The organism is Laribacter hongkongensis DSM 14985, from assembly GCF_000423285.1.
Classification (GTDB): Bacteria; Pseudomonadota; Gammaproteobacteria; order Burkholderiales; family Aquaspirillaceae; genus Laribacter; species Laribacter hongkongensis.
Genome location: NZ_AUHR01000002.1, coordinates 126444 through 152478 on the forward strand (window position 1 = coordinate 126444; position 26035 = coordinate 152478).

Annotated in this window: 26 protein-coding genes and 1 riboswitch; of the genes, 19 read left to right on the forward strand and 7 right to left on the reverse strand. The window is 61.9% G+C overall.

All coding sequences use genetic code 11. The annotated features are described in order from the left end of the window. The first annotated feature begins 8 nt into the window (after nucleotides 1-8). The 3 genes from G542_RS17315 to G542_RS0102155 all read left to right on the forward strand — a co-directional run bounded on the left by G542_RS17315 (nucleotide 9) and on the right by G542_RS0102155 (nucleotide 1443). Entirely contained in the window at nucleotides 9-485 is a 477-nt protein-coding gene (locus G542_RS17315; RefSeq protein WP_155826584.1) for a copper resistance protein NlpE, read from the forward strand. Nucleotides 486-623: 138 nt separating this feature from the next. Continuing rightward, entirely contained in the window at nucleotides 624-1115 is a 492-nt protein-coding gene (gene greB, locus G542_RS0102150; protein ID WP_034984913.1) for a transcription elongation factor GreB, read from the forward strand. A gap of 43 nt (nucleotides 1116-1158) precedes the next feature. After that, the gene (locus G542_RS0102155; protein WP_027823262.1) at nucleotides 1159-1443 is read left to right on the forward strand and encodes an acylphosphatase; all 285 of its coding nucleotides are present in this window, start codon (nucleotides 1159-1161) and stop codon (nucleotides 1441-1443) included. A 164-nt stretch (nucleotides 1444-1607) separates the two neighbouring features. Here G542_RS0102155 and G542_RS0102160 read toward each other — a convergent pair whose 3' ends face one another. Continuing rightward, nucleotides 1608-2183, reverse strand: coding sequence for a TMEM165/GDT1 family protein (locus G542_RS0102160; RefSeq protein ID WP_027823263.1), 576 nt, complete (start codon nucleotides 2181-2183; stop codon nucleotides 1608-1610). Between the two features lie 6 nt (nucleotides 2184-2189). Continuing rightward, a riboswitch (yybP-ykoY riboswitch) is annotated at nucleotides 2190-2369 on the reverse strand. A 116-nt stretch (nucleotides 2370-2485) separates the two neighbouring features. Here G542_RS0102160 and serA point away from each other — a divergent pair. After that, the gene (gene serA, locus G542_RS0102170) at nucleotides 2486-3715 is read left to right on the forward strand and encodes a phosphoglycerate dehydrogenase (RefSeq protein ID WP_012697655.1); all 1230 of its coding nucleotides are present in this window, start codon (nucleotides 2486-2488) and stop codon (nucleotides 3713-3715) included. Nucleotides 3716-3845: 130 nt separating this feature from the next. Here serA and hslO read toward each other — a convergent pair whose 3' ends face one another. After that, nucleotides 3846-4721 (reverse strand): Hsp33 family molecular chaperone HslO, encoded by an 876-nt coding sequence (gene hslO / locus G542_RS0102175; protein ID WP_027823264.1) that lies wholly within the window; start codon nucleotides 4719-4721, stop codon nucleotides 3846-3848. A 26-nt stretch (nucleotides 4722-4747) separates the two neighbouring features. Continuing rightward, entirely contained in the window at nucleotides 4748-5320 is a 573-nt protein-coding gene (locus G542_RS0102180) for an Ntn hydrolase family protein (protein ID WP_027823265.1), read from the reverse strand. Between the two features lie 82 nt (nucleotides 5321-5402). On the opposite strand from G542_RS0102180, the gene G542_RS0102185 reads away from it, so the two are divergent. The 6 genes from G542_RS0102185 (at nucleotide 5403) to G542_RS17790 (ending at nucleotide 8687) form a co-directional block, all read left to right on the forward strand. After that, a complete protein-coding gene (locus G542_RS0102185; RefSeq protein WP_027823266.1) occupies nucleotides 5403-6035 on the forward strand; it encodes a glutathione S-transferase family protein in 633 nt (210 codons plus the stop codon). Nucleotides 6036-6107: 72 nt separating this feature from the next. After that, nucleotides 6108-6878 (forward strand): class II glutamine amidotransferase, encoded by a 771-nt coding sequence (locus tag G542_RS0102190; RefSeq protein WP_012697651.1) that lies wholly within the window; start codon nucleotides 6108-6110, stop codon nucleotides 6876-6878. 128 nt (nucleotides 6879-7006) lie between these two features. Next, entirely contained in the window at nucleotides 7007-7279 is a 273-nt protein-coding gene (locus G542_RS0102195) for an HU family DNA-binding protein (protein ID WP_012697650.1), read from the forward strand. Between the two features lie 78 nt (nucleotides 7280-7357). Then, nucleotides 7358-8002: a DUF7168 domain-containing protein gene (locus G542_RS0102200; RefSeq protein WP_027823267.1), complete on the forward strand. Its 645-nt coding sequence runs from the start codon at nucleotides 7358-7360 to the stop codon at nucleotides 8000-8002. 227 nt (nucleotides 8003-8229) lie between these two features. Next, on the forward strand, nucleotides 8230-8382 hold the full coding sequence (locus G542_RS19580; RefSeq protein ID WP_081666710.1) for a transposase: 153 nt from the start codon (nucleotides 8230-8232) through the stop codon (nucleotides 8380-8382). A 32-nt stretch (nucleotides 8383-8414) separates the two neighbouring features. After that, a complete protein-coding gene (locus G542_RS17790; protein WP_081666711.1) occupies nucleotides 8415-8687 on the forward strand; it encodes a transposase in 273 nt (90 codons plus the stop codon). Nucleotides 8688-9058: 371 nt separating this feature from the next. On the opposite strand, the gene G542_RS0102215 is transcribed toward G542_RS17790, so the two are convergent. After that, the gene (locus G542_RS0102215; protein ID WP_027823269.1) at nucleotides 9059-9961 is read right to left on the reverse strand and encodes a LysR substrate-binding domain-containing protein; all 903 of its coding nucleotides are present in this window, start codon (nucleotides 9959-9961) and stop codon (nucleotides 9059-9061) included. Nucleotides 9962-10063: 102 nt separating this feature from the next. Here G542_RS0102215 and G542_RS15655 point away from each other — a divergent pair, with 102 nt between their 5' ends. The 3 genes from G542_RS15655 (at nucleotide 10064) to G542_RS18920 (ending at nucleotide 13668) form a co-directional block, all read left to right on the forward strand. Then, nucleotides 10064-11299 carry an MFS transporter gene (locus G542_RS15655; RefSeq protein ID WP_034984869.1) on the forward strand — a complete coding sequence of 412 codons (1236 nt, stop codon included), beginning with the start codon at nucleotides 10064-10066 and terminating at the stop codon, nucleotides 11297-11299. Between the two features lie 405 nt (nucleotides 11300-11704). Next, nucleotides 11705-12931, forward strand: coding sequence for an argininosuccinate synthase (locus G542_RS0102225; protein WP_012697642.1), 1227 nt, complete (start codon nucleotides 11705-11707; stop codon nucleotides 12929-12931). A 386-nt stretch (nucleotides 12932-13317) separates the two neighbouring features. Next, nucleotides 13318-13668 carry a hypothetical protein gene (locus G542_RS18920; RefSeq protein WP_190273244.1) on the forward strand — a complete coding sequence of 117 codons (351 nt, stop codon included), beginning with the start codon at nucleotides 13318-13320 and terminating at the stop codon, nucleotides 13666-13668. A 25-nt stretch (nucleotides 13669-13693) separates the two neighbouring features. On the opposite strand, the gene aguB is transcribed toward G542_RS18920, so the two are convergent. Next, nucleotides 13694-14566: an N-carbamoylputrescine amidase gene (gene aguB / locus G542_RS0102235; protein WP_012697640.1), complete on the reverse strand. Its 873-nt coding sequence runs from the start codon at nucleotides 14564-14566 to the stop codon at nucleotides 13694-13696. Nucleotides 14567-14745: 179 nt separating this feature from the next. On the opposite strand from aguB, the gene G542_RS0102240 reads away from it, so the two are divergent. The 3 genes from G542_RS0102240 to G542_RS0102250 all read left to right on the forward strand — a co-directional run bounded on the left by G542_RS0102240 (nucleotide 14746) and on the right by G542_RS0102250 (nucleotide 20518). After that, the gene (locus tag G542_RS0102240; protein WP_012697638.1) at nucleotides 14746-16053 is read left to right on the forward strand and encodes an NAD(P)/FAD-dependent oxidoreductase; all 1308 of its coding nucleotides are present in this window, start codon (nucleotides 14746-14748) and stop codon (nucleotides 16051-16053) included. Between the two features lie 50 nt (nucleotides 16054-16103). After that, a complete protein-coding gene (locus G542_RS0102245; RefSeq protein ID WP_012697637.1) occupies nucleotides 16104-17090 on the forward strand; it encodes an NAD(P)H-quinone oxidoreductase in 987 nt (328 codons plus the stop codon). A gap of 1541 nt (nucleotides 17091-18631) precedes the next feature. Next, nucleotides 18632-20518, forward strand: coding sequence for a methyl-accepting chemotaxis protein (locus G542_RS0102250; protein ID WP_027823270.1), 1887 nt, complete (start codon nucleotides 18632-18634; stop codon nucleotides 20516-20518). A 634-nt stretch (nucleotides 20519-21152) separates the two neighbouring features. On the opposite strand, the gene G542_RS0102255 is transcribed toward G542_RS0102250, so the two are convergent. After that, nucleotides 21153-22064 carry a LysR family transcriptional regulator gene (locus G542_RS0102255; protein WP_012697634.1) on the reverse strand — a complete coding sequence of 304 codons (912 nt, stop codon included), beginning with the start codon at nucleotides 22062-22064 and terminating at the stop codon, nucleotides 21153-21155. Between the two features lie 139 nt (nucleotides 22065-22203). Here G542_RS0102255 and G542_RS0102260 point away from each other — a divergent pair, with 139 nt between their 5' ends. From G542_RS0102260 to G542_RS0102270, 3 genes are read left to right on the forward strand one after another with little or no spacing between them, the layout of a single operon-like run. Then, nucleotides 22204-23523: an MFS transporter gene (locus G542_RS0102260; protein ID WP_244878667.1), complete on the forward strand. Its 1320-nt coding sequence runs from the start codon at nucleotides 22204-22206 to the stop codon at nucleotides 23521-23523. A gap of 55 nt (nucleotides 23524-23578) precedes the next feature. Next, nucleotides 23579-24085 carry a cyclophilin-like fold protein gene (locus tag G542_RS15660; protein ID WP_244878668.1) on the forward strand — a complete coding sequence of 169 codons (507 nt, stop codon included), beginning with the start codon at nucleotides 23579-23581 and terminating at the stop codon, nucleotides 24083-24085. 56 nt (nucleotides 24086-24141) lie between these two features. Then, complete coding sequence (locus G542_RS0102270; protein ID WP_081666712.1) at nucleotides 24142-25254, forward strand: alpha/beta hydrolase; 1113 nt, start codon at nucleotides 24142-24144, stop codon at nucleotides 25252-25254. A 165-nt stretch (nucleotides 25255-25419) separates the two neighbouring features. Here G542_RS0102270 and G542_RS0102275 read toward each other — a convergent pair whose 3' ends face one another. Further along, complete coding sequence (locus G542_RS0102275; RefSeq protein WP_027823274.1) at nucleotides 25420-25839, reverse strand: hypothetical protein; 420 nt, start codon at nucleotides 25837-25839, stop codon at nucleotides 25420-25422. Between the last annotated feature and the right edge of the window lie 196 nt (nucleotides 25840-26035).

Below are 26035 nucleotides of genomic sequence, written 5' to 3' on the forward strand. Positions count from 1 at the left end.
ACCTGCTCATGAAAGTTTTGTCCCTGCGTCATGCTGCGGTACCGGTGCTTGCCCTGGCCATCCTGGCCGGGTGCGGGCAGTCAGAGCCGGCGCCGCAGCCGGTGGCTGCTCCGGCACCTGTTGCCGTTCCTGAACCGGCCGTTCCGGCGCCCGGTGCCGGCAGCCGGGCCCGCTTTGTCGGCGAGTTCCGCGGCCTCTTGCCGTGTGCTTCGTGTTCCGGCATTGATACCCGGCTGTCGCTCCTGGCTGACGGCAGCTTTACGCTGCATGAAACCTATGAAGGTGCCAGGGACGAAAACGCCAGTTTCACCACCAAAGGGGCATGGAAGCTGGTGCCGGATGATGCCAACAGGATCAAGCTGACTGTGGCCAATGCACCTGATGAGACACGTTATTTCGAGTTGGTGGGCGTGAACCTGGAAATGCTTGACCGGGAAGGACGCAAGGTCGAAAGTCAGCTTGATTACACCCTCAAGCGCCAGTAGGCGCTGGCTGTCCGGTATGCGTGCGCCGTTGCCCTGTCAGGCAGCGGCGCAGCCTTTTGCGAAAGACGCTGCATGAGCAAAGCCTTTACCCGCGAAGACGACGAACAACCTGATGACGACCTGCCGGCCGAGCAGCGCCTGCCCCGGTCGACCAAGAACTATCTGACGCCGGCCGGCTGGCAGCGCATGAAAGACGAGCTGTACCGGCTCGTCAATCACGAGCGGCCGGAAGTCACGCAGGTGGTCAACTGGGCTGCCGGCAATGGCGACCGCTCGGAAAACGGCGATTACATCTACGGCAAGCGCCGGCTGCGTGAAATCGACCGGCGCATCCGCTTTCTGACCAAGCGGCTGGAAATTGCCGAGGTGGTCGATCCGGAGCGGCGCGAAGCCACCGACCAGGTGTTTTTCGGTGCCACGGTGGTGATGCTGCGCGGTGATGGCAGCGAGCAGACCGTGTCCATCGTCGGCGTGGACGAACTGGACCTGAGCCGGGGTCACATCAGCTGGATTTCACCGATTGCCCGCACGCTGCTCAAGGCGCGTGAAGGCGATGTGGTGTGGTTCCGCGGCCCGGACGGCGAGGAAGAAATCGAAATTCTTGAAGTGCGCTACGAGCGCATAGGTTAGGTGTCAACGCCCCGCATCCGGGGCCAGTCGTACAGGAAAGAAAATGGCAAGCAAACTATTGCGGATTCACGGCAAGGTGCAAGGTGTCTACTACCGCGACAATACCGTGGCGATGGCCCGGGCAGCGGGCGTGGCAGGCTGGGTACGCAATCGCAGTGACGGAACCGTCGAAGCCCTGGTCGAAGGCTCGGCCGAGCAGCTCGAGCGCATGCTCGCCTGGGCGCATCGCGGCCCGGAGGCCGCACGGGTGGACCGGATCGACATCAGCGAAGGACACCAGGCCGGAGAACCGGTCTGCATGCCGTTCGATCGGCTGCCGACCCTGTAGCCAGCCCTCCCGGTTCAGACAAAACGCCCGGCCAGTGTGCCGGGCGTTCTGTCTGGTGCTGTGCAGGCCACAAGGCTTGCCGTACCGGTTTTGTCCGCCTGCGGCAGCCGCAACGGCACGAAACCGGTACGGCGGGATTGCCGCAGACGGGCATGGTGGTCGTGTCACATCCCGAACGAGACGCCCAGCGCGGCGGCAATGCCGAGCAGGGCGAAGAGACAGGACGACACCACGTTCACCGTGCGCCGGGGCAGTGCGGTGGCAGCCCGGTGGCCCAGCCACACGGCCGGTACGTTGGCCAGCATCATGCCCAGCGTCGTACCGACGACTACGGCCATCAGGGAATCGTACTTGACGGCCAGCATGACCGTGGCGATCTGGGTCTTGTCACCCATCTCGGCCATGAAGAACGCCAGCAGGGTCGCCATGAAAACGCCGGCATTGTCGCGGATCTTCAGCTCGTCTTCGTCGATCTTGTCGGGAACCAGCATCCAGGCAGCCATGGCGATGAACGAGACGGCCAGGAGCCAGCGCATCGTTTCCGGTGCCACCAGCGTGACCAGCCAGGCGCCAAGACTGCCGGCGATGGCGTGGTTCAGCACGGTGGCCACGAAAATGCCGGCCACGATCGGCCATGGTTTCCGGAAACGGGCGGCCAAGAGCAGGGCCAGCAGCTGGGTTTTGTCACCGATTTCGGCCAGCGCCACAATGCCGGTGGACATCAGGAGTGCGTAAAGCATGAGGACATCCCGAGGCTCGTGACGGACACCATGACGCACGCGGCCGAGCCTCGATGAGAGCCGGCGTGCATCATGGGTCTTGCCGCAGTCCGTTCGGGACTGTTGCGCGCCATGGTCGCAGACCAAGTGTGTTGACGCGCACCTGCGGCCATCAAGCCGCGCCGGCTACTCCCCCAGGACGGAAGAAAAGCGGGGCGGATTGTAGCGGCGGTGGCGCGTGAGGTCAAAGCCGGCATTCAGGTCGTGTTTGCACAAGGCATAATTCCTGAGTAAATTGCTCGGAAATAACCGGAGAGGCTGTCATGAACAAACTGTCGCTGGACAAGAGCCGCATCAAGATCGTTCTTCTGGAGGGCATTCACGACAGCGCCGTGCGGGCGCTGGCCGCCGACGGCTACACGCAGGTCGTGCGTCATGCCAGGTCGCTGACCGGTCCGGCCTTGCAGGAGGCGCTGGCCGACGCACATTTTGTCGGCATCCGCTCGCGTACCGGCCTGACCGAGGAAGTCCTGGCTGCGGCTCCGAAGCTGACCGGCGTGGGCTGCTTCTGCATCGGCACCAACCAGGTCGACCTGGCTGCGGCTGCCCGGCGGGGCATTCCGGTGTTCAACGCACCGTTTTCCAATACCCGGTCGGTGGCCGAGCTGGTGATTGCCGAAGCCGTCATGCTGATGCGCGGCATTCCCGAACGCAGTGCACTGGCGCACCGCGGTGGCTGGCAGAAATCAGCCGATGGCAGTTTCGAGGTCCGCGGCAAAACGCTGGGCATCGTCGGCTACGGCCATATCGGCACGCAGGTCGGCATCCTCGCCGAGGCGCTGGGCATGCGCGTGACGTATTTCGATGTGGAAGCCCGGCTGCCGCTGGGTAATGCCAGTGCAGCCGCTTCGCTGGACGAACTGCTGGAAAACGCCGATGTCGTGACCCTGCATGTGCCGGAAACACCGGCCACCCACAACATGATCGGTGCAGCGCAGCTGGCCCAGATGAAGCCCGGCGCGCGCCTGATCAATGCGTCGCGCGGCACGGTGATTGATCTTGAGGCACTGGCCGTGCTGCTGCGCGAAGGCTATCTGTCAGGTGCGGCCATCGACGTTTTTCCGGTCGAGCCCAAAGGCAATGACGATGAATTCGTCAGCCCGCTGCGGGGGCTGGACAACGTGATCCTGACTCCGCACATCGGCGGCAGCACGGTGGAGGCACAAGCCAATATCGGTGCCGAGGTAGCGGCCAAGCTGATCCGCTATTCCAACAACGGCTCGACCCTGAGTGCGGTCAATTTTCCCGAGGTATCGCTGCCCGAGCAGCGCGGGCACACCCGCCTGTTGCACATTCACCGCAATCAGCCCGGCGTGCTGGCGGCCATCAACGACTGCTTTGGCCGGCAGGGCATCAACATCGCGGCCCAATACCTGCAAACCTCGCCGGAACTGGGCTATGTGGTGATTGATACCGACAGTCCGGTGCCGGAGTCGCTGCTGGCCGGGCTGGAGGCGCTGGACGGCACCTTGCGCTGCCGCCTGTTGTACTGAGGAACCGCGCGGGATGCAAAAAGCCGGGTCCGTGCGACCCGGCTTTTTCCGTCGAACCCGCCCGCAGTACCCGTCGGTACCGTGTGGCGGGCTGGCGTTGCCCGTTGCCAGACCGGGCCGCAAAGGCCGATCAGTGGCGGGTGGCCTGGCCGTCGTCTTCCCCGGCCGGTTCGCTGAACATGCCGGCTGCGTCTTCCTCGTCAAACACATAGGACTGGCGGCAGAATTCGCAGGCGATTTCCACGCTGCCCTGTTCGGTGATGATGCTGTCCACTTCTTCGCGCCCCAGCAGTTTCAGCATGCCGCCGACGCGCTCGCGCGAGCAGCTGCAGGCAAAGCTGACGGCTTCGGGCTCGAACACCCGCACGTCTTCCTGATGGTACAGGCGGTGCAGGATGTCGGTAGCGGCCAGTTGCCGCAGCTCTTCGGCCTTGAGGGTTTCGGTCAGCTGCACCACGCGCGGCCAGCCGTCTTCGTCGCCGTGTCCTTCGGGCAGGCGCTGGATCAGGATGCCGGCAGCGCAATCGGTACCGGCAGCGAGCACCAGACGGGTATCGAGCTGCACCGAGGCCTGCATGTAGTGCGTCAGCAGGCTGGCAACCGAGCCGCCTTCCAGTCCGACGATGCCCTGGTACGGCTCCTGGCCATTGCCGGGATCCAGTGTCAGCACGCACTGGCCTTGGCCTGCCAGCGTGGCCAGGTCGGCTTCGGGCGGGATGTCACCCTGCCAGCGGGCGGTGGCGCGCAGGGTCCGGTTGGCGGCGTCGATTTCCACCACCAGCAGCGTGACCGGGCCGCTGCCCTGGACTTGCAGGATCAGCTGGCCGTCGAACTTGAGGTTGGCCGCCAGCAGCATGCCGGCCGCTGCCAGCTCGCCCAGACGGTCACGCAGGGCCGCAGGGTAGGGGTGACGCGCCAGGATTTCGCGCCAGCTGTCGTCAAGGCGCACATGGGCGCCACGAGCCGGAGCGGAGTCAAAGAGGAAGCGTTGCAGGGAATCTTTCATTCACGGATCTTTCTGTCGTACCGGACCTACTCGGCAGCGAGCCGGGTGGTGAAAAGCGTCATGGGCAGGCTGGTGCCGACGTCGAATTCGCAGCCGGCCTGCACGCCCAGCTGGGCGATTTCTGCGGCACCTTCCAGCTGCGGCCAGGCGGCCCACATGGCGCCTACGGCGTAGTCGCGGCCGGAGCCGATGGCCCAGAACTGGTTGAATTCATACACTTCCCGCATCGAATAGACGGCGAAGATGCCGTGCGGATTGGCAATCAGCACGGTCATCTGGCTGGATTCGTACGGGTCATCCTCTTCTTCTTCCGTCTTGAGGAAGAAGTCGTCTTTCAGTTTGGGATGCAGTTTGCGAAACGTCTCGAAAATCGCCGGGCGGCTGTCGAACTGGCGGCTTTTCAGTCTGGACAGTGCGGCCTGCAACACGAGGTCGTGCGCAGCCGAGCCGGAAATGGCAAAAAAACTGCCGTCGAGTTCAAAAATCTTGTTCGAGCGGGCGTCGTGCGTGGCGGTGAGGCGGGTGTCGCCGAAGGTGGATTGGCAGTCTGCGGCAATCGCTACCTCGCGGCCTTTTTTCACCACGGTGATCGTGGTCATGGCTGGCTTTCGGGCGGAGGCAAAGCGGGTAAGATAGCGCCTTAACGACAAATTACAAGCCGCCAGGGCAAGGGAGCGTGACATGAAACTGATCATCGGCAACAAGCGCTATTCTTCATGGTCATTGCGGCCGTGGCTGGGCCTCAAGGTGGCCGGCATCCCGTTTGAAGAAGAGCTGCACGACATCTACGATCCCGGTGCTGCGGCCGACCGGGCCCGCTGGTCGCCCACCGGCAAGGTGCCGCTGCTGGCGGACGGCGAGCTGCTGGTGTGGGACACGCTGGCGATTGCCGAGTATGTGGCCGAGCGGTTTCCTGACCGGGGCCTGTGGCCTGCCGGTCGTGCTGCCCGAGCCATTGCCCGCGCGGCTTGCGCCGAAATGCATTCGGGCTTTGTGGCACTGCGTTCGGCTCATCCGATGGACATGAAAAAACGCGTGCAGGCCGAAGCCAGCCCGGCGGTCTTGGCTGATCTGGCCCGGCTGGAGGCCTTGTGGGCAGATTGCCGCGCACGTTTCGGCACTTCGGGACCGTTCCTGTTTGGCGGTTTCTGCTGGGCGGATGCCTTTTTTGCCCCGGTGGCCAGCCGCTGCCTGAGCTACGGCCTGCCGCTGTCTGCGGACTCGCAGGCATATGTCACGACGCTGGCCGGGCTGCCGGCTTTCCGTGAATGGGAAGCCGCCGGCCAGGCGGAAACCTGGCTGGCACCTTACTGACAAGGTGTGCCAGGGGCAGGCCGGCAGGTGCGGGCCTGCCGTGGATGAACCCGGACAGGAGCCGAATCTTTCATGTGCCAATTGCTCGGCATGAACTGCAATACCCCGACTGACATTGCCTTTTCTTTTGAGGGCTTTCGCCGGCGTGGCGGCCTGACCGACCATCACGCCGACGGTTTCGGCATTGCCTTTTTCGAGGGGGCAGGGGCAAGGGTGTTTCTGGATGTGGAGCCGTCAGCCCATTCGCGGGTGGCGGACTTTGTCCGTGATTACCCGATCAAGAGCGAAAACGTGATTGCCCACATCCGCAAGGCAACGCAGGGTGGCGTGAACCTCGTCAATACCCATCCTTTCCAACGTGAACTGTGGAGCCGCTACTGGGTGTTTGCCCACAACGGCAACCTTGAGGGATTTTCTCCGCCGGAGGGGCGCTATTACCGGCCGGTGGGGTGTACCGATTCCGAGCGGGCGTTCTGTTTCCTGCTGGATACCTTGCGCCAGCGTTTCGAGCATGAGCCGCCGTTCGTGGAGTTTTACCGGGTGGTGAGCGACACTGTCGGCTGGATCCGCCGGCATGGCACGTTCAATTTCATCCTCAGCAACGGCAAGTTCATGCTGGCGCACTGCTCGACCCGGCTTTACTACCTGACCCGGCAGGCACCGTTTGCCACGGCCCATCTGGTGGATGACGACCTGAGCGTGGATTTTTCCGAGCTGACCACCAGTAACGACCGGGTGACAGTGATTGCCACCCAGCCCCTGACCGACAACGAAAGCTGGACGGCATTCCAGCCTGACGAGCTCAGGGTGTTCAAATATGGTGCACTGCTGAAATCCGGCTGAACGGCCGGATGTGTCAAATTTACTGCCCTGCGGAGATGCGTGGGACCAAGGCTGCCGGTATGCTTGGCAACTGGCAGGGCCACAGTGTCCACGCTGCCCGACCGAACCCGAACAAGGATTGTCGAATCGTGACCAAACAGGAACTCATTCAGCGCCTGGCCGAACGGGCCAACGTCGGCAAGGTGGAAACCTTGCTGGTGGTGGATGCGCTGGAACAACTGATCCGCGAAGAACTGGCAGCCGGTGGCGAGATTCCACTGGCACGTACCGGCAAGTTCCGCCTGCGTGAACAGGCTGCCCGCATGGGGCGCAACCCGAAAACCGGCGAGTCGGTCATGATCCCGGCCCGGCGCAAGATCGTGTTTACACCAGCCAAGGCACTGAAGGATGCCGTCGGCTGAAGTGCTGCAAGGCAGGGTATCGGGTTGGAAACTGCTGTCTGATGGCTGTACTCGTGTTTGGTGTCTGTGTTTTGCCTTATGAATCGCCCCCTTATTCTTGAACACTTTGAAAAAAGCCTGTCGCGTTGCTCCAACGAGGACGAGGCCGTTGCCGCATTGCTGGATGCGCAATCGGTCGCCGCACCTTCCGGTGCCGGCGACATTCTTGAAATACGTGCCAAGGCCGGGGCCAAGTCTGTTCCGGTAGTCTGGGAAAGCGAACTGGCCGCAACCTGTGCCGCAGCCTTTGCCTCCCGCGTGCTGTTTGCCACCACGGCGGAAGGCGGTTTCTGGTGCTTTGTCGGTACCAGAGGAACCGTCGGCTGGGCCATGCATGCCTTTGTCGGCCTCATGCGCCTGCTGAAACGCGAGCGCAGCCGTTTTGTGGCCCAGACCTGTGACGCAGACTTGCCGAATGCCGCCAAGACCCGCCGGGCAGACATGTTTTGCCGGACCTGGGTCGGCATGCTGAAAAGCCGCCTGCCGGTCATGACCGTGTGCGGGGACGTGCAGGCATACCTGCAAGAGCACTATCCGGCCCTCGACACCCTCGCCGCGCGCGACCGGAACGATCTTGCCCTGTCGGCCCGGCGCAAATCCAGGGCCACAACGGACGAGGGCACACCGGCTCCGGCTGAAACACCTCCGGACGGCGTTCCGCCGTTACTGGTGTGGGAAGTGTGAAAAAGCTGCCTGATGGCGGCTTTTGCCTTACTGCACCAGCCGCAGCTCGCTGAGCTGCCCGGCAATATTCTTGAAAATCTCTTTCAGTTGATCGCCGCCGGGGGCATGACAATACGCCTCGCCACCAACTGACCCGAATACAACCGCAGCCAGCAGAACCGGAGCAACCTGACGGTATGGCGGTTACCCGACACGCCCAGGCCGGAGGCGGAGCCAATTGACGTCCGCTGGTCTGCACCGACACCACCATTCAAGCGGTACTGACGCTGAAGGTGTTGTTTAAACTGGGCTTGCGGCAAGCGTGGGGCTTGGTTTGCCGCCTGTTGAAGCTGCCCGGACTCGACTGGCTGCTACCCTGTTTCAGTACGGTCAGTCGGTAGCAGGCCACCTTGACCGTCAACATTCCGGTCCGATGTCGGGCCGAACTGTTGCACCTCCTGTCGACCGCACCGGCCTCAAGATTTGCGGCGAGGGAGAGTGGAAGGTCAAACGGCATGGCGCCGGCTACCGCTGGGCATGGCGCAAGGTCCATCGGATCATTGATGCCACCACCCTGGATGTCCGGGTAGTGGAGATGACCGACCACCGACAGGGCGATGCCGCTCAAGCAGAAGAACTGCTGTCGCAACTGGAGCCGGCAGAGTCGTTGGCGAATGTCAGAGGTAACGGCGCTTGCGATACCTAGGGTTTCTACCGGGCGGTTCATGTGCGGGGTGCAGAGGTCATCGTGCCACCGCGTCGGTTTCACGCAGGCTCGGAATGCCGCCTTGGCCGCTGTCCGGCATTTGGGCTGGTGGTCATGGAAAAAGTGGAGCGGTGATCTCCGGCGCAGCATGGTCGAATCCAGCATGGACACTTGAAGTTGCTGAGGGAGTGACTGGCGGCTTGCCAGCCGGAGCGGTCGGTGGCCGAGGTACATGTGTACTGCGCGATTCTGAATGCCTTCAACCGGCTCGGCAGGCCGGTGACAGTCGTACCAGCCTGAAATCCGGCTGAGGCAGGGGTAACCTGGCCCGAGCCCGGGTTATGCACAACACCGCCTTTTATTAATGTCAATCAGTCTGTCTTTTTTTGGCTATGGAGAACGGCGATGCGCAGCCATTCCTGCACGATCCGGTTGTTGTCAGCCTGCCGGCAGGCCAGTGCCATGGATACGACGGCATTGTCATCGTGGATCGGAACGTGAACGGCGCCCGGCAAATGCACGCTGGCGAGCTGCTCGGGCAGGATGGCGACCCCCATGCCGGCGGCTACCAGGCCGATCTGGGTGATGGCTTCGGTTGACTCCTGCTGGATCAGCGGCTCAAAGCCGGCTTCGTGGCAAAGTTGCCGGATCAGCCGCCGCAGGCCCGAGCCGGTTTGCGGCGGGTGAGCAATGAAGGCTTCACCGGCCAGCTCGGCCAGGCTGATGCCGGGGCGATGAGCCAGCGGATGCTGGCTGGGCAGCACGGCGTTGAGCCGGTCACGCTGTAGCGGGATCAGGGCCAGACCGGCCGGTGCCTGCAATCCGGTATCGCGGACCAGGCCGACGTCCAGTTCGCGGTGCAGCAGGGCATCGAACTGGCGGGTGGTAAACAGTTCGCTCAGCGACAGCCGTACTTGTGGCCGGCTGGCCCGGAATGCCTGTAGCAGACGCGAGAGCAGGGGCATCAAGGGTGCTGACGAGGTAAAGCCGATGCGAAGTTCACCGCTTTCGCCGCGGGCGATGCGTGCGGCTTCGGCCGCAGCGGCATCACAGTCGGCCAGGATGGCGCGGGCGCGCAGCAGGAGGTGTTCGCCCGCCGGGGTCAGGCTGACACGACGCTGGGTGCGCTCGAACAGTGACGCACCGATTTCCTGTTCCAGTGCCCGGATCTGCTGGCTGAGTGGTGGCTGGCCGATATTGAGCCGCTGGGCGGCACGGGTGAAATGCAGTTCTTCGGCAACGGCAATGAAATAACGTAAATGGCGCAGTTCCATTGAGAGCTTAAAAGTATCAATAAGGCGTCCAATATATATTGGACTACCAGTTATGCCGAGGGGTACCCTGCCGTCATCCGTCGTGTTTCGCAGGTTTTTTCCATGACTGCCCTGGCTTCTCCGGTGCTGGCCGCTGCGCCGATCGATGCGGCTCATCCGCATTACCGCTGGATTTCACTGGCCATGTTTGCCGGCGGCTTTGCCACGTTTTCGATGCTGTACAGCGTGCAGGCGCTGATGCCGCTGTTTGCCCAGACTTTTCACCTTTCAGCAGCGGCAGCCAGCATGACGCTGTCGGCCAGCTCGCTGACGCTGGCACTGTGCATGATCCCGGCCGGGATCCTGTCAGACCGGATCGGCCGCAAGCCGCTCATGCTGTTTTCGCTCGTGGGGTCTTCGTTCCTGACCCTGCTGGGATCGGTCAGCCCGGGGCTGGAAACGCTGATCCTGTCGCGGGCCCTGCTGGGCGTCACGCTGGCCGGCCTGCCTGCCGTGGCGATGGCCTATCTGTCCGAGGAGCTGGAGCCGGTTGCACTGGCCAGGGCGCTGGGGCTTTACATTGCCGGCAACGCGCTGGGCGGGATGTGCGGCCGCTTTGCCTCGGCCTGGATGGCCGAGCATGCCGGCTGGCGCATGGCGCTGGTGATGCTGGCCGTGGTCGGGCTGGCGTGCAGCGTGATGCTGTGGCGCTGGCTGCCGGCATCGCGCCGTTTTGTGGCCCAGCCGCTGGTGGTGGGCCGGCTGTTGGGTGACGGGCGGCGCATGCTGGGGGATGCGGTGCTGCCGTGGCTTTTCGTGCTGTCGTTCCTGCTGATGGGCTGCTTTGTCAGCCTTTACAACTACCTTGGGTTCCGTCTGATGGCCGGGCCTTTCAACCTGTCGGCCGGGCAGATCGGCTGGGTATTCATGCTGTACGTGATAGGCATGTTCTCGTCGGTAGGCAGCGGCCGGCTGATTGGTCGTTTTGGCCGTCCGACGGTGGTGGTGGCGATGCTGTCGTTGATGCTGCTGGGGCTGTTGCTGACGGTGCCGGATGTGCTCTGGCTGGTGCTGGTCGGGATGGCACTGCTGACGTTCGGCTTCTTTTGCGCGCATGCGGCGCTGTCGGGCTGGGTGGGGCTGCGGGCAGCGCAGGGGCGGGCTTTGGCTTCGGGGATTTACCTGTTTGCCTATTACATGGGCAGCAGCCTGCTGGGGACGGTCTCCGGTCTGGCCTGGGGGCAGGGAGCATGGCTGGCAGTGGCAGGCTTTCTGGCCGTGTTGCTCGGACTGGCGTTGCTGATCGTCTGGCGTTTGCGGCAGCAGGTTCGCACGACCTTGACGCAGGTCGGGGCATAGTCCGGGCGGGCTGTTGTTTGTGGCATTGCAGCAGCCTGACGGATGGCGTGATTCGTATGATGACCGTGAAGTCAGGATTGCGACGCATATTTTCAATAAAAGCACTTGCACCCATCCGGCATTTGCGTTAAAAATGACGCTTGTCCGTGCTGTGCGATGCAGTATGTGCGGCGCAACAAACCGGCAGACAAACAGATTACAGAAATGACCGCTTCCTCCTTCTCTTTCGAACTCAACGCGCTGCGACGTCGCTGCGCGACCGGCGCCCGACGAGTGCGCCGTGCTCGCGGCTGTCCGGATGCGTCGATCGGGGGCGAGGCTTAAAGCCAGCGCTCATCTCCACCCAAACCGGGCGACGCACATCCAGATGCGTCGCCCGATTTTTTTACCGGACGGGAAACTGCAATGCATGAAGTGAAGAAAGTCGTACTCGCCTATTCTGGCGGGCTGGATACTTCGGTCATTCTGAAATGGCTGCAAGACACCTATCAATGCGAAGTGGTGACGTTTACCGCTGACATCGGCCAGGGCGAAGAAGTCGAGCCGGCACGCAAGAAAGCACTGGCGCTGGGCATCAAGCCTGAAAACATCTTCATTGACGACCTGCGCGAAGAATTCGTGCGCGACTTCGTGTTCCCGATGTTCCGCGCCAATGCCGTCTACGAAGGCGAATACCTGCTTGGTACCTCGATTGCCCGTCCGCTGATCGCCAAGCGCCAGATCGAGATCGCCAACATGGTGGGAGCCGAGGCCGTCAGCCACGGTGCCACCGGTAAAGGCAACGACCAGGTCCGCTTCGAGCTGGGGTACTACGCCCTCAAGCCGGAAGTGAAAGTGATCGCTCCGTGGCGCGAATGGGACCTGCTGTCGCGGGAAAAACTGCTGGCCTACGCCGAAACCCACGGTATCGACATCAGCAAGCGCAAGAGCGGTGCCAGCCCCTATTCGATGGATGCCAACCTGCTGCACATCTCCTACGAAGGCCTCGCACTGGAAAACCCGGCCGCCGAGCCCGAAGAAGACATGTGGCTGTGGAGCAATAGCCCGGAAGCCGCCCCGGACGAGGCCGAATACATCGAGCTGGAATACAGCCAGGGTGACATCGTCGCCGTCAACGGTATGGCGATGAGCCCGGCCCAGGTGCTGACCAGACTCAACCAGCTGGGCGGCAAGCACGGCATCGGTCGCCTCGACATCGTGGAAAACCGCTACGTCGGCATGAAGTCGCGCGGCTGCTACGAAACTCCGGGGGGCACCATCATGCTCAAGGCCCACCGTGCGATCGAATCGATCACCCTTGATCGTGAAGTGGCGCACCTGAAAGACGAGCTGATGCCGAAGTACGCCAAGCTCATCTACACCGGCTACTGGTGGGCGCCGGAGCGTCGCATGCTGCAAGCCATGATCGACGAATCGCAAAAGACCGTGAACGGCTGGGTGCGTCTCAAGCTCTACAAGGGCAACGTCATCGTCGTGGGCCGCGAGTCGAAGACCGACAGCCTGTTCGATCCGGCCATCGCCACCTTCGACGAAGATGGCGGCGCCTACAACCACGCCGATGCGGCCGGTTTCATCCGCCTCAATGCCCTGCGCATGCGGATTGCCGCCAACGCCCGCCAGCGTCGCGGCTAAGACTGTCCCGTCCGGCAGTCTGGCCCGTCACCCCCGTCCGTTCCGGGCGGGGTTTTTTGCGTCGGCGCGCCCGGCATCTGCGCCCTGCCTGGTCGTGCATTCCGGCCACATGAGGCGCCGGAATTTCTGCGCTCAAGCCACGCGCGCTGCATGCCGGCACTGGCCGTGGCCGTTGTCCGGAGCAGTGGCGAGTGAGTCTTTGCGCGTGAGCTGTCCGGGTGTGGAATGCCACAACAAGCCGGGTCGCTCCTGTACCTCAGCACCGTATTGCGGTTGCCGGTCTGGATGCTGCTGCATGGCTGCGCTGCCGTCGCGATCCTGCGATCTCACTGAGGCATCGCCGACCAACTGTCGGGTGTGGGGAGGACGTGCAATGCCGGTTTGGCATGACGGCCGGCAATGCCGGGTCTTCTGCGCCCACTCATGGCGAACCGGCCCGTGCTGTTCATGGCCTGTCCGGCCCCGGTAAAACCGGATATCCGGCCCGCCGTTTTGTTGCCCGTCAGTCCTGCCTGCATGCGGACGGAGTCTGGACGACGGGAACGCTTAGTGGTGGTTTTGATGCCTTGCCGGAGATGCTGGCGCAAGACCGGGACGACCGGTTTTCGCAGCTGTGCGCAACCCATTTTCTGGTGTCGGCCCCCGAGCGGCTCAATCCGGTCCTGCCGGGGTGTCACAACCACTGCGATGACCCGGCTGCCGGCACGGGTGGCTGTCCGCAGCCCGTGCCCGGGTGACTGCCGGCTTCTGCCCGGATAGGGCTCAGCGGATCGTTCCGTCGAGCGTGGTCAGCACCCGGTAGTACTCCGGGCGCCGGTCGCGGAAGACTCCCCAGGCGCGGCGCTTTTCGGCAATCGCATCCAGGTCGAACTCGTGCACGAGGATTTCCTGGCGGTCGGCCGAAGCCTCGGCCACCAGCTCGCCTTCCGGGCCGGCTATGAACGAGCGGCCGTGAAAGGTGTCGCTGCCGTTGTCCATGCTTTCGGTGCCGATGCGGTTGCTGGCGATCAGCGGCATGATGTTGGCGGCAGCGTGCCCCTGCTGGACACGGATCCAGTGGTCTGCCGACTGGATGCCGGCGTCGTGCGGCTCGGTACCGATGGCGGTGGGGTAGAACAGCATTTCGGCACCGAGCAGCGCCATGGCGCGGGCACACTCCGGAAACCACTGGTCCCAGCAGATGGCTACGCCGATGGTGCCGTAGCGGGTTTTCCAGACCTTGAATCCCGTGTCGCCGGGGCTGAAATAGTATTTTTCCTGATAGCCGGGGCCGTCGGGGATGTGCATCTTGCGATAGCGGCCCAGCAGGGTGCCGTCTGCATCGATGACGGCTACGGCGTTGAAAAAACTCTGCCCGGCACGTTCGAAAAAGCTGACCGGCAGGACAACCTCCAGTTCGCGTGCCAGTGCCTGAAAGCGCGGCAGCCAGCCGTGCTGTTCAAGGGGCTGGGCCAGGTCGAACAGTCCGGCTTTCTGGTCGATGCAGAAGTAGGGCGTTTCAAACAGCTCTTGCAGCAGGATAATGCGGGCACCCCGGCTGGCCGCCTCGCGTACCAGTGCTTCAGCGTTGGCAAGGTTTTGCTCGCGGTTCCAGCTGCACGCCATCTGGGTGGCGGCGACGGTGACGGTACGCATGGACGGCTCTCCGGTGCGGTATCAACATAAAGCGCAATTATCGCGCGAAGCGGCTATTCCGGGCGGAAGATGCAGGGGCCACTATTTGCCAGTCCGGCCGGCTTGCGGCACGCTTGAGGGTTTGATGCCGGGCTGGCTTGCTGACCGGCATGGCCCTGACTGCAAATAGAAGGTTTTGCATGCCCTCCCTGCTCGCCTGTGATCGCCAGCCCCATGCCGCATCCTGCTACGCGTACTGCGCGGAAGGACTGCCTCTTCGAGCACCACTGGCAGGTGAAGTCACCACCTCCGTTTGCGTGGTGGGCGGTGGCCTGTCCGGCCTGTCGGCAGCCCTGGAGCTGGCGCTGGCCGGTGTGCCGGTCATCCTGCTGGAAGGTTCGCGACTTGGCTGGGCTGCCAGCGGCAGAAACGGCGGACAGGTCATCAATGGTTATGCCTGCGGCCAACCCTGGCTGGAGGCACAACTGGGCCAGGATGATGCGCTGCGGATGTGGCGCTGGTCGCTGGAAGGGGTGGAAATGATCCGCCAGCGCTGCCGCCGTTACGCCATCGACTGCGACCTGCAGTTCGGTTACGTGCAGGTTGCCAACCATCCCCGGCACATGGATGCCCTGATCGACCAGGTCGAGCAGATGGAATCGGCCTACCAGTATCCGGAACTGACGCTGATGGATCGTGGCGCCTTGCGTTATCACGTTGCCAGCGACCGCTATCTCGGCGGCATGTTCGACAACTGTTCCGGCCACCTGCACCCGCTGCGCTATACGCTGGGGCTGGCGCAGGCGCTGGAGGAAGAAGGCGGGCGGATCCATGAAGGTTCCTGCGTCCGCAACCTGGATTTCACCGGGGGCAAGGTGCGGGTGGAAACCGCCGATGGCGTGGTGCGCTGCGACCAGGTCGTGCTGGCCGGCAATGCTCACCTGGGCCGGCTGGTGCCCGAGCTGCGGCGCAAGATCATGCCGGTCGGGACATACATGATCGCCACCGAACCCCTGGGGCGGCGGGTGTACGACGTATTGCCGACCGGCGCAGCCGTCTGTGACAGCCGCCATATCCTTGATTATTTCCGCCTGTCGGCGGAAGGACGGTTGCTGTTCGGCGGCAAGGTCAGCTATTCCGGGTGGACGCCCTGGCGGGTGCAGCAGGGCTTGCGGCGCAACATGCTCAAGGTCTTTCCGCATCTGGCTGACGTGCGGATCGATCATTGCTGGGGCGGGCTGGTGGACATTTCGCGCTCGCGGGCGCCGCATCTGGGCCGGTTTGCCGCAGGCCGGGCATTCTACATGCAGGGATTTTCCGGACATGGCGTGGCCTTGAGCGGTCTGGCCGGCCGCGTGATCGCCGAGGCCGTCCAGGGCAAGGACCGGCGGCTGGCCGTGTTCGAGCGCCTCCGGCACGCAGATTTTCCGGGAGGCAGCCTGCTGCGCCGGCCGGCCCTGATGGCCGGCATGTGTGCTTTCCGCCTGCGCGACTGGCTGCCCGGATAGCCGACAGACGGCTACACTGCATGGCATGCCCCTGAATGAAGGAGACTGCCATGAAAGCTGTTGTGCAATCCTGCCCTGGAGCAGCCGATACCCTGAGCCTTGGCGATATGCCGATTCCCGAGCCCGGTCCTGGCCAGTTGCGCCTGCGCGTGCGTGCGGCGGGGGTCAACCGGGCTGATGTCATGCAGCGTGAAGGCCATTACCCGCCACCGCCCGGAGCTTCTGCCATCCTCGGGCTGGAGGTGGCGGGCGAGATCGACGCCATCGGTGCCGGCGTGACGGGATTTGTGCCGGGCGAGCGGATTGCTGCGCTGGTGTCGGGTGGCGGCTACGCCGAATTTGCCCTCGTGTCGGCCAGCCTCGCCATGCGCCTGCCGGCCGGAATGGGTTTTGTCGAGGCTGCCAGCCTGCCCGAAGCGTGGATGACGGCGTGGCTGAACCTGCGAGAGCTGGGCGACCTGCACGTGGGCCAGCGGGTGCTGATCCATGCCGGTGCCAGCGGTGTGGGAGCCGCCGCCATCCAGCTGGCGCGCCTGAGCGGTGCCACCGTGCTGACCACGGCCGGCAGTGACGGGAAATGCGCGTTCTGCGAAAGCCTGGGCGCCAGTCTGGCCATCAATTACCGGACTACCGATGTGGCCGGGGCCGTGCGGGCGGCGGGCAAGGTGGACCTGATCCTCGATCCGGTCGGTGGTGCCACGCTGGGGCCGAACCTCGCCTGCCTGAACCAGGACGGCAAGCTGGTACTGATCGCCTTCATGGCCGGCCGGTCAGCCGAACTCGACCTTGGTCAGTTGCTGATGAAGCGGCTGACCGTCATCGGATCGACGCTGCGTAACCGTGATCCGGTTACCAAGGCACGTCTGGCCGCCCGGGTGCAGGACACGGTGATTCCGGCCATCGTGGCCGGCGATGTCCGGGCCACGGTGGACCGGACGTTTCCGCTGGCTGAAGTGGCGGCGGCCCACCGCTATCTCGAATCCAACCAGAACCGCGGCAAGGTGGTGCTGACCGTCGCAGCAGCCAGCACGGTCTGAGAACGATGCACCCCGTCACCGGAATGACGGGGATGCTGGCCGGTTGCGGGAGCGGGGCAGCTGCGTTCAGCTTGATCCGGTATGCTGCCGGCTTCCGGGCTGTGGCCGGACGGGACATGGCGCACTGGGCATGATCGAATGGAAACAGGCCGGCTTCCTGTTTTGCAATCACCGGCAAGGCGGAGCCCCGGTCGTGCATCCCCGCGCCAGTCACGTGCCGGTGAGAGGCATGTGTGGCCGGGTCAGGAGTCCGGTTCTCCCGGTTTGTGAAGGCTGGCTGCCGGGCTGCGACTGCCAACCGGCATCGTCGTGGTGTGCGGCACCCCGTTGCCTACCGCGCACCCCCCATTGTGCGTTACCCCTGTCCGCCACCCGGACTACCCCGTTCGCTTTCGCGGGCCTGGCTACGAAGATGCCCTCGATTGAACTCAGGGCTTGTTCGTCGAAGGATGGCCGGATACAGCCTCATCCATGGGGTGTTTTCAAAATGGGTCTGCGCGCTCAACCACTTCAAAAGATGCCGTGTGCTGCCATTCAGGATGTCCATGGCAGCCTGTCTCTAGACTGTTGTGACAAAAGGCGTTGAGCCATACGATTCAAGTTCCTGTGCACACAGGATCACGTTATCGCGAGCCGGTACCGTGGGCCAAATGTGGGGAAATCTCACATTTGAGCATGTGGTGGAGTGAGCAAACCGCACTTCATGGAGCCGCTGATTCGGTGCCTCAGGTCGAGGCTCATCGGGAACCCCGGTTTGGGGTGGCCAAGAGGTTCCGGTCTGCCTTTCGTTACGCGTGATTCCAGTTCGCTTTCACGAGGCTGGATACAGGTTTATACAAGTAATGCTGGCTTGCCGGCAAGTTTTTGATTTGAAGGTAAATTGCAAAATTACGCCATAAAAATTCATTGTTTTATTTAATTTTAACCGAATAAGAATTATTGTTACAATACTATGATTGTATTTGATTCTTGAGGTCGAAATTAATTAACTGATTCGATAAATCACTGGCGCTATCCACGCCAAATGCCAGAAATTACGGCAGCTGATGGCCGGGCGGTGATGGTCCGTCACGCTGAAATGCTGCGCCGTCAGCAAGGCAAGCAATCTATCGTGATAGAGTTAAAACTTTAACAGTATTTAGTTTTTTGCATACTGTTTTTCAATTCAAAATCAATATTCAATTTTTCAAGAAAACATTAAAAATCAATAGCTTCTATCTTGGATGCAGGCCATTGCTTGCTGATTAACAAAACTGAAACATGCGAATTTTTCTGTGTGAAGTGGAGCGTGTGGTCTAAATGCTTTCCTGCCTGGGATTTTTTCCGATCTAGTTATGTTGGCTCATAAAAATATGTTGTTTACTTTACAGGTATTGATTGGCTAGGTTGCCGTAAGTAGCTGTATAAAACCGTATTAAACAGTCATTGATTCTTATGACATAAATTGTTTGTGCCAGATCATGTATTTCAAATTTGGCCATCACTTATATTTTGCAGTTCAGTAATCTGTCGCGCTTCAACGTAACGACAGGTTGCAGGTCATGCGGACGCTCAAGGCACGCATTCTGGTGTGGAATACGGTTTTTCTGGTGGCGCTGGGCGCCCTGATGGTCGGGGTGGCATTCTGGCAGATGCGCACCTCCCTGCTTTCCACGCTGAACCAGGAAATCCATACGCTGGTCCAGGGGCAAACCCGGACGCTGGAATCATGGTTGCAGGACAAGGAACGCGTACTGACCGGCATCGCCAGCCAGAACGAGCAGGGAGAAATCCCGCTGCGTGACCTCAAGCAGGCGGCAGCAATCGGCAATTACCCGGCAGTATTCGTTGCCTGGCCTGACGGACGCAGCCTGTTTTCTGACGGCTGGCAGGCACCGGCCAGCTGGGTGCCCTCCGAACGGCCGTGGTACCAGCCGGCGGTCAAGAGCAAGCAGGTCATCGTGACCGATCCCTTTACCAATGCCATGAACGGCCACAACATCGTGACGTTTGCCTACGCACTGCGGCAGGACGGCGTGTTGCAAGGCGTACTGGCGGCAGACATGGACATGGAAGAGATGGTCAAGGCCGTGCTGGGCAACATCGACATCCGTGGCGGGGGCTACATGTTCCTCGTGGACGAAAAAGGCATCCTGCTCTCGCATCCTGACAAGGAACTGGTGCTCAAATCCATCACGGCTTCAAATGCCAGCCTGACGCCAGAGCGGCTGGCGGAGTGGGCCGGTCGGGACCGGTTTGTCGAATCACCCCGCAATGACGGCGCCGACATGCTGCTGATGTGGGAGAAGGTGCCGGGTACCAACTGGTATCTTGGCGTGGCTACCTACAAGGAGGCCGTGCTGGCACCACTCGACACCCTGCTGCTGATGCTGGCCGGCAGCGGTGCACTCCTGATTGCACTGGTGGCGGCCATCAACTCCTGGCTGACCCATCGTTCACTGCGTGGCCTGGCGCAATTGCAGCACACCATGACCGCCATTTCGCAGGGCGAGGGCGACCTGACCGTCCGCCTGCCTGAAGAGGGGCAGGATGAACTGGCTGAAACCGCCCGGGCCTTCAATGTCTTTATCGGGCGCCTGCACGAGATGTTCCGCAACCTGCGGGAAGAGGCATCCGGTCTGGTGGACGACATCCAGCGCATCAACCAGCAGATGAATGGCATCGCCGGACGGTCGCGGCAAATGGCTGACCTTTCGTCGTCGAATGCCGCCACGCAAGAGGAAATCTCGGTCAGCATTGCCCACATTTCCGGTAATGCCGGCGATACCGACCAGCACGTCCGGGCCACGCACCGGCAACTGGAGCAGACGGCCAGTGACATCGAATCGCTGGCACACGGCATGGAGGCAACCATGCAGGCCGTGCAGGGCCTGCGGACGGTGCTGGACGGGCTGGACCAGCGTTCCGGGGAGATTTCCGGCATTACCGGCGTCATTCGTGACATTGCCGACCAGACCAACCTGCTGGCGCTGAATGCGGCCATTGAAGCTGCGCGCGCAGGGGAACAGGGGCGCGGTTTTGCCGTGGTGGCCGACGAGGTCCGCAAACTGGCCGAGCGGGCCGGTGCGGCCACGCAGGAGATCACCCTGATGATCAGCGCCGTGCGTCAGGAAACCGCCCAGGCCGTGCACGACATGGGCGCCACCGTGGAGTCGGTCAGCGCCGGGCTGGAGCAGACGCAGTCGGTAGTCGGTACCATCCGCGAAGCGCGGCATGCAATGGAGGAGGCCGTGGGCAAGGTGGCGGAAATCACCGATTCGACCCAGGAGCAGCAGAATGCCAGCACCCTGCTGGCGCAAAGCACCGAGTCGATGAACAGCCATATCCTCGAAAACGACCGCAATCTCCAGGCGATCAGTGAAACGGTGGCGGGAGTGGACCAGGCCGCCCAGCATGTGGGCGACACCTTTGCGCGTTTCCGGTTGTAGGCAATGCCAAGGTTTGTTGACGCCAGGCCTGGCCACAATGGAAACAAGATGGTCATGGCTGCCAGTACAACTGGCTTGTATACCTTTTTCAGATGCCGGTTCTGGCCGGTTGGAAGTGCGCCAGCACCAGCAGACAGGCCTGTGATTTTTACCATCTCAAACACAAAATAAAGAAAGAACCCGCCCGCAACTCCGGCATCCGCTCCAGACAAGGCTTTCAACCATGCGTTGCGGGGAGGGGGCGGGTACTTTTCCTATGCAGGGGGTTTTTTCCCGTTCTCGTCTCCGGCTGGCGTGGCATACATATGGTAAGTGCGCCTGATGTTTTTCCCGGCCTGACGTGTCCATCCGCTTTTCCTGCGATCCATACCCGTGAAACCTGCGTGTAGATACAAAACAAGGTGTAACGGTGTTAAAAATGTCTGAAATCCATGCCAGGCAAGGGTGTGGCTGTTACACCGCTGTCACACTCGAGGGCTTTCCATGTGTGACACTCCAGATTTTCCACAAATCCGGCAAAGCTGCCCTCTTGGATTCCGCCAGCCAAAGGTTGGCCAGAAAACCCTGCATTTGACCAGGACATGAAGTCAGAAAATCTCGATTCATGGTTTTAACGGCCTTCTTCATCATCCGTTCACCGGGTCAATCTGGACGAATCCCCCGTGCGAAGTGCACTCAAAACAAGCGAGAAGGCAGGTGATAGCTGTCGGCGGCTCGGGTAATACAGGTAATACCCTGAAAACGCAGGGCACCAGTCCTCCAGTACACGCACCAGTCGTCCCGCCTCAACATGCGGGGCAAACTCCTCCTCGGGCAAGTTGGCAATCCCCAGCCCTGCCACGGCCGCATCCACAATCCCGGGTGAGGTGTTGAATACCAGTTGCCCGTCCACACGTACGCTGAGGGTCTGGCCCTGGTGACCGAAATCCCAGGTGTAAAGCCCCCCTGCAGTCTGCATGCGCATGTTGATGCAATTGTGCCCGAGCAGGTCACTCGGCGTTTCCGGCATCGGGTGCTCCATGAAGTACGCTGGTGAAGCCACCACTGCCATACGCAGGGGAGGGCTGATTGGCAGCGCGATCATGTCCTTGTCTATGGAGTCTCCAAGACGCACGCCGGCATCAAACCGGTCTGCCACGATGTCCCTGAAACCGTAGTTGACGTCAAATTCGATGTTGATGTCAGGGTATTCCCGCAGCAAGGGAGCAAGCCTGGGCAGCAGGATGCTATGCAAGACATGCTCGCCGCAGGTGATCCTGACGGTGCCGGCCGGTTTGTCCCGCATGCCGGTCAGTTCATCCAGCCCCGCCTCGATTTCGTCCAGCCGATAGCCGACCGTATCAAGCAGGCGCTCTCCGGCTGCGGTGGGTGACACGCTGCGTGTTGTACGCGTCAGCAGCCGGATGCCAAGCCGGGCTTCCAGGCCACTGATGGCCTGGCTGAGTGCGGATTGCGTGATGCCCAGCAGGGAAGCTGCACGGGTAAAACTGCCCTCACGTGCCACTGTCACGAAATAGAGCAGATCATTGAGATTGCGTTTGGCCATGTCCTCCAGTGTCTCACGGATGATTGATTAGTACACCTGATAAGATTTGTAAGTATTCATTAGCTAGTTAATCCGTGCCCGAATAGTGAACATTCAGGGCATGAAAAGCCCACGCCAATTTGGACACCATGGCCCGGCCATGCTGTCCGCACAAAACCCGAACCTGCCGGTGTCGTCTGGCCCTGCATACGACAAGGCCGCAGCCGGCGTTTCTGCGCTGCGCCATTCCGGCTCCGGCATCCGGCCCGAACCGGTCAAACACCGGCCATCAGATTCCTCGCGACAAGAGCCTGATACGCAGCGTGCCAACTGGAGCGGCGTGTTTGCCATGTCGCTGTGCGTATTTGCGCTGATCGCTTCTGAATTCATGCCCGTCAGTCTGCTGACACCAATCGCCACAGACCTGCACGTCACCGAAGGCATGGCCGGGCAAGGTATTGCCATTTCCGGTGCCTTCGCTGTCCTCGCCAGCCTGTCGATTGCATGGCTGGCCGGCGACCTGGACCGCAAGATGCTGCTGCTGGGGCTGACAGGCCTGATGGCAGTATCTGGCGCCGTGGTGGCTCTGGCCCCCGGCTATGCGGTTTATCTGACGGGCCGCGCACTGATCGGTGTCGTGATCGGCGGGTTCTGGTCCCTGTCGGCCGCGACCGCCATGCGCTTGGTCCCTGCCGACCGGGTGCCTCGTACCCTGGCAATCTTCAATGGCGGCAATGCACTGGCCACAGTGATCGCCGCCCCCTTGGGCAGCTATCTGGGAGCGGTGATGGGCTGGCGCGGTGCATTCCTTTGCCTCGTCCCGGTCGCGGCGCTCGTGCTGGTCTGGCAATGGACCAGTCTGCCCGCCATGCCGCCGCAGGTCCGTAATCCGGGTCCGGGCACTGTGTTCCGGATGCTCAAAAGCCGTTTCATCACCTTGGGCATGGTGGCATGCGGCACCTTTTTCATGGGCCAGTTTGCGCTGTTTACCTATGTCCGCCCGTTTCTGGAAACGGTAACGCAGGTCAACGTGTCTACGTTGTCACTGATCCTGCTGGCCACCGGCGTGACCGGTGTCATCGGCACCATCCTGATTGGCCCGGCTCTCAAACGCAGTCTGTACGGCACGCTCGCCGTCATCCCGGTCTTGATGGCCGTCATCGCCCTGGGGTTGCTGCCGCTGGGGGCAAGTACCGGTGCCGTACTGGTACTGCTTGGATGCTGGGGTCTGCTGGCCACATCGGCTCCGGTGGGCTGGTGGAGCTGGATTGCCCGCGCCATGCCTCACCACGCCGAGGCCGGAGGAGGCCTGATGGTGGCAGTGATCCAGCTGTCCATTGCGCTGGGTTCAACCACAGGAGGCTTGTTGTTCGACGCCGCCGGCTACCAGGCCACCTTTGCGACCAGTGCCGCCATTCTGCTGCTGGCGGCCTTATTGGCCGCAATGACTGCGCGCTCGCAACTCCGGGTGCCCGCCTGAACCTCGCTACCACAGGAGATACATCATGGAATGCACGGCCTGCCCACAAGACCGCATGTCAGCTTTCGATACGCACCATCGTCAAAACAGCTGCTGCCTTCCAGCTGCACACCTGCTGGTCAGTCTGTTCATGCTGGTCGCCAGCCGTGCAGCCGTATCCGGGCCGGATGGCCCGGCGGCACCTGTCCTTGATGCGCCAGAGACATCCCGTGTGGAAATGACCATCGGCCAGGCCGGCTTCACGGTCACCCTTGCCGATACTCCGGCCGCCCGGGCCCTTGGGGCGCATTTGCCCTTGCTGATCGACATGGCCGAGCTGAACGGCAACGAAAAACATGCTGCACTGCCGCAACCCCTGCCGGTCAGTGCCAGCCGGCCCGGCACGATCCGCTGTGGCGACATCATGCTGTACGGATCAAGCACCCTGGTCGTTTTCTACCGGACGTTCAGCTCACCCTATGCCTACACCCGCATCGGCCGTGTCGAAGATGCAACCAATCTGGCCCGGGCGCTGGGTGCTGGCCACGTACGTATCCGGTTTTCCAGGCCGGCAGCCCCCTGAGGCGATGCCGGTCTGCTCTTTGAAAAGCCCTTCACCATTCCCCGCAGGAGATTCTCATGCATACATCCACTTTGCCGGCCCAGAACCCCGGACAGCAACCACGCCTCAAAGAACTTGTCCGGACCACGATCCTCCTCGCCCTGGGGTCCGTGCTTGGCACCGCGGCGGCACAGGCAGCCGCACCGGCTTCTGGTCTGACGACAGGTGCACTGCCCCTCACACAGGAATGGGACAAGGTCTTTCCCAAGAGCAGCAAGGTCGAGCAGCGCAAGGTTACTTTCAAGAACCGTTACGGCATCACGCTGGCCGCTGATCTCTACCTGCCTAAAGAGCGGACAGGCCAGCCTTTGCCGGCCATTGTCGTGAGCGGTCCGTTTGGTGCGGTCAAGGAGCAGTCCTCCGGGCTGTACGCCCAGACCATGGCCGAGCGCGGCTTTGTCACGCTGGCGTTCGATCCGTCCTACACCGGAGAAAGCGGTGGCGAGCCGCGCAACGTGGCTTCGCCGGACATCAATACCGAGGACTTCAGTGCAGCCGTGGATTTCATCGGCCTGCAACCTTTCGTTGACCGTGAGCGGATCGGCATCATCGGCATCTGTGGCTGGGGCGGCATGGCGCTGAATGCGGCAGCGGTGGACAAGCGCATCAAGGCGGTCGTCACCAGCACCATGTACGACATGACCCGCGTGATGTCCAAAGGCTACAACGACAGCATGACGGCCGCGCAGCGCACGCAAACGCTGGCACAACTCGGACAGCAGCGATGGAAAGATGCCGAAAGCGGGACACCCGCCTGGCAGCCGCCGTACAACACCCTGCGTGGCGGTGAACTGCAGTTTCTCGTGGATTACCACGATTACTACATGACACCCCGCGGCTACCATCCCCGGGCCGTCAATTCCGGCAATGCATGGACCGTGACTACGCCGTTGTCGTTCATGAACATGCCGATTCTGAGCTACATCCGGGAAATCTCTCCGCGCCCGATCCTTTTCATCCACGGTGAAAACGCGCACTCGCGCTATTTCAGTGAAACCGCCCATGCAGCTGCCGCGCAGCCGAAAGAGCTGCTGATCGTCCAGGGCGCAAACCACACTGACCTGTACGACCGGATGGACAAGATCCCGTTTGACAAGATGGCTGCATTTTTTGAGCAACATCTGGACTGATCCCGCAATAAATGAAGATCAGGTTTGCGGTGATACATTCCCTGCTGTGCGATCGCAGCAGTTAATCAGCTGGCAATCTTGGCCAGGTCAGACCAAAGCAGTGGTGTAACAGGTGTTACAAGAGAAGCCCTTTCCGGACAAGGACTTCAGAGACTTGTAACACCGTTACACCTTCTTTCTACGCATGTGTGGTTTTTGTTTCTGGCCCAGATCGCTGGATAGCCACGAATTTTTAGAAATGCATCGGAGCATGTAGCCCAGGTTCCCGTGTACTGACGTAGCTTTGCTCCCTGAACCAGCTTCCGGCATCCCGAACCTGGCATACACCCTGGCCGCATTGGCCGGGTCGTGGCCCCGTGCGATTTCATCGCGCAACACGCTGGGACTGACCAACCAGACCACACGCCCGCCCGGCTCCCGTTTCCGGGAGCCCGCACAGTTCGGCACGTTAGGTTCCCGGTCATCCGGGGCGGTAATGTCGATAAAGCGGCTCCAGCCATGCAGGGCAAACCAGCCTTCGGCCTGCTCGATGATCTGTACATCCTCGCGGTTGCCCGGTCCGTAGCGGTCAATCCATTCCGCCATGCAGCCGGTGACCGCGGCTTTCCCTTAGCCGGCTTCCCAACCGGTCAGCCCGGCTTCGGTGGCCAGCTTCAGTGCCTCACCGATCAGGACAAAGCGGGATTGGTAATGATTTGGGCTGGTTGTTGAGCATCCCATTCCGTATCGGGATGTATCAGTCATGCGGAGGCGCAATCTGCCGGCATTGCGGTGCCTGGTG

What these genes read in the sequence shown, in the direction of transcription:
- G542_RS17315 (WP_155826584.1), top strand. Translation starts at nt 9, where the DNA reads ATGAAAGTTTTGTCCCTGCGTCATGCTGCGGTACCGGTGCTTGCCCTG.
- G542_RS0102155 (WP_027823262.1), top strand. Translation starts at nt 1,159, where the DNA reads ATGGCAAGCAAACTATTGCGGATTCACGGCAAGGTGCAAGGTGTCTAC.
- G542_RS0102160 (WP_027823263.1), bottom strand. Translation starts at nt 2,183, where the DNA reads ATGCTTTACGCACTCCTGATGTCCACCGGCATTGTGGCGCTGGCCGAA.
- serA (WP_012697655.1), top strand. Translation starts at nt 2,486, where the DNA reads ATGAACAAACTGTCGCTGGACAAGAGCCGCATCAAGATCGTTCTTCTG.
- hslO (WP_027823264.1), bottom strand. Translation starts at nt 4,721, where the DNA reads ATGAAAGATTCCCTGCAACGCTTCCTCTTTGACTCCGCTCCGGCTCGT.
- G542_RS0102180 (WP_027823265.1), bottom strand. Translation starts at nt 5,320, where the DNA reads ATGACCACGATCACCGTGGTGAAAAAAGGCCGCGAGGTAGCGATTGCC.
- G542_RS0102185 (WP_027823266.1), top strand. Translation starts at nt 5,403, where the DNA reads ATGAAACTGATCATCGGCAACAAGCGCTATTCTTCATGGTCATTGCGG.
- G542_RS0102190 (WP_012697651.1), top strand. Translation starts at nt 6,108, where the DNA reads ATGTGCCAATTGCTCGGCATGAACTGCAATACCCCGACTGACATTGCC.
- G542_RS0102200 (WP_027823267.1), top strand. Translation starts at nt 7,358, where the DNA reads ATGAATCGCCCCCTTATTCTTGAACACTTTGAAAAAAGCCTGTCGCGT.
- G542_RS17790 (WP_081666711.1), top strand. Translation starts at nt 8,415, where the DNA reads ATGTCGGGCCGAACTGTTGCACCTCCTGTCGACCGCACCGGCCTCAAG.
- G542_RS0102215 (WP_027823269.1), bottom strand. Translation starts at nt 9,961, where the DNA reads ATGGAACTGCGCCATTTACGTTATTTCATTGCCGTTGCCGAAGAACTG.
- G542_RS15655 (WP_034984869.1), top strand. Translation starts at nt 10,064, where the DNA reads ATGACTGCCCTGGCTTCTCCGGTGCTGGCCGCTGCGCCGATCGATGCG.
- G542_RS0102225 (WP_012697642.1), top strand. Translation starts at nt 11,705, where the DNA reads ATGCATGAAGTGAAGAAAGTCGTACTCGCCTATTCTGGCGGGCTGGAT.
- G542_RS18920 (WP_190273244.1), top strand. Translation starts at nt 13,318, where the DNA reads ATGACGGCCGGCAATGCCGGGTCTTCTGCGCCCACTCATGGCGAACCG.
- aguB (WP_012697640.1), bottom strand. Translation starts at nt 14,566, where the DNA reads ATGCGTACCGTCACCGTCGCCGCCACCCAGATGGCGTGCAGCTGGAAC.
- G542_RS0102240 (WP_012697638.1), top strand. Translation starts at nt 14,746, where the DNA reads ATGCCCTCCCTGCTCGCCTGTGATCGCCAGCCCCATGCCGCATCCTGC.
- G542_RS0102245 (WP_012697637.1), top strand. Translation starts at nt 16,104, where the DNA reads ATGAAAGCTGTTGTGCAATCCTGCCCTGGAGCAGCCGATACCCTGAGC.
- G542_RS0102250 (WP_027823270.1), top strand. Translation starts at nt 18,632, where the DNA reads ATGCGGACGCTCAAGGCACGCATTCTGGTGTGGAATACGGTTTTTCTG.
- G542_RS0102255 (WP_012697634.1), bottom strand. Translation starts at nt 22,064, where the DNA reads ATGGCCAAACGCAATCTCAATGATCTGCTCTATTTCGTGACAGTGGCA.
- G542_RS0102260 (WP_244878667.1), top strand. Translation starts at nt 22,204, where the DNA reads ATGCTGTCCGCACAAAACCCGAACCTGCCGGTGTCGTCTGGCCCTGCA.
- G542_RS15660 (WP_244878668.1), top strand. Translation starts at nt 23,579, where the DNA reads ATGTCAGCTTTCGATACGCACCATCGTCAAAACAGCTGCTGCCTTCCA.
- G542_RS0102270 (WP_081666712.1), top strand. Translation starts at nt 24,142, where the DNA reads ATGCATACATCCACTTTGCCGGCCCAGAACCCCGGACAGCAACCACGC.
- G542_RS0102275 (WP_027823274.1), bottom strand. Translation starts at nt 25,839, where the DNA reads ATGGCGGAATGGATTGACCGCTACGGACCGGGCAACCGCGAGGATGTA.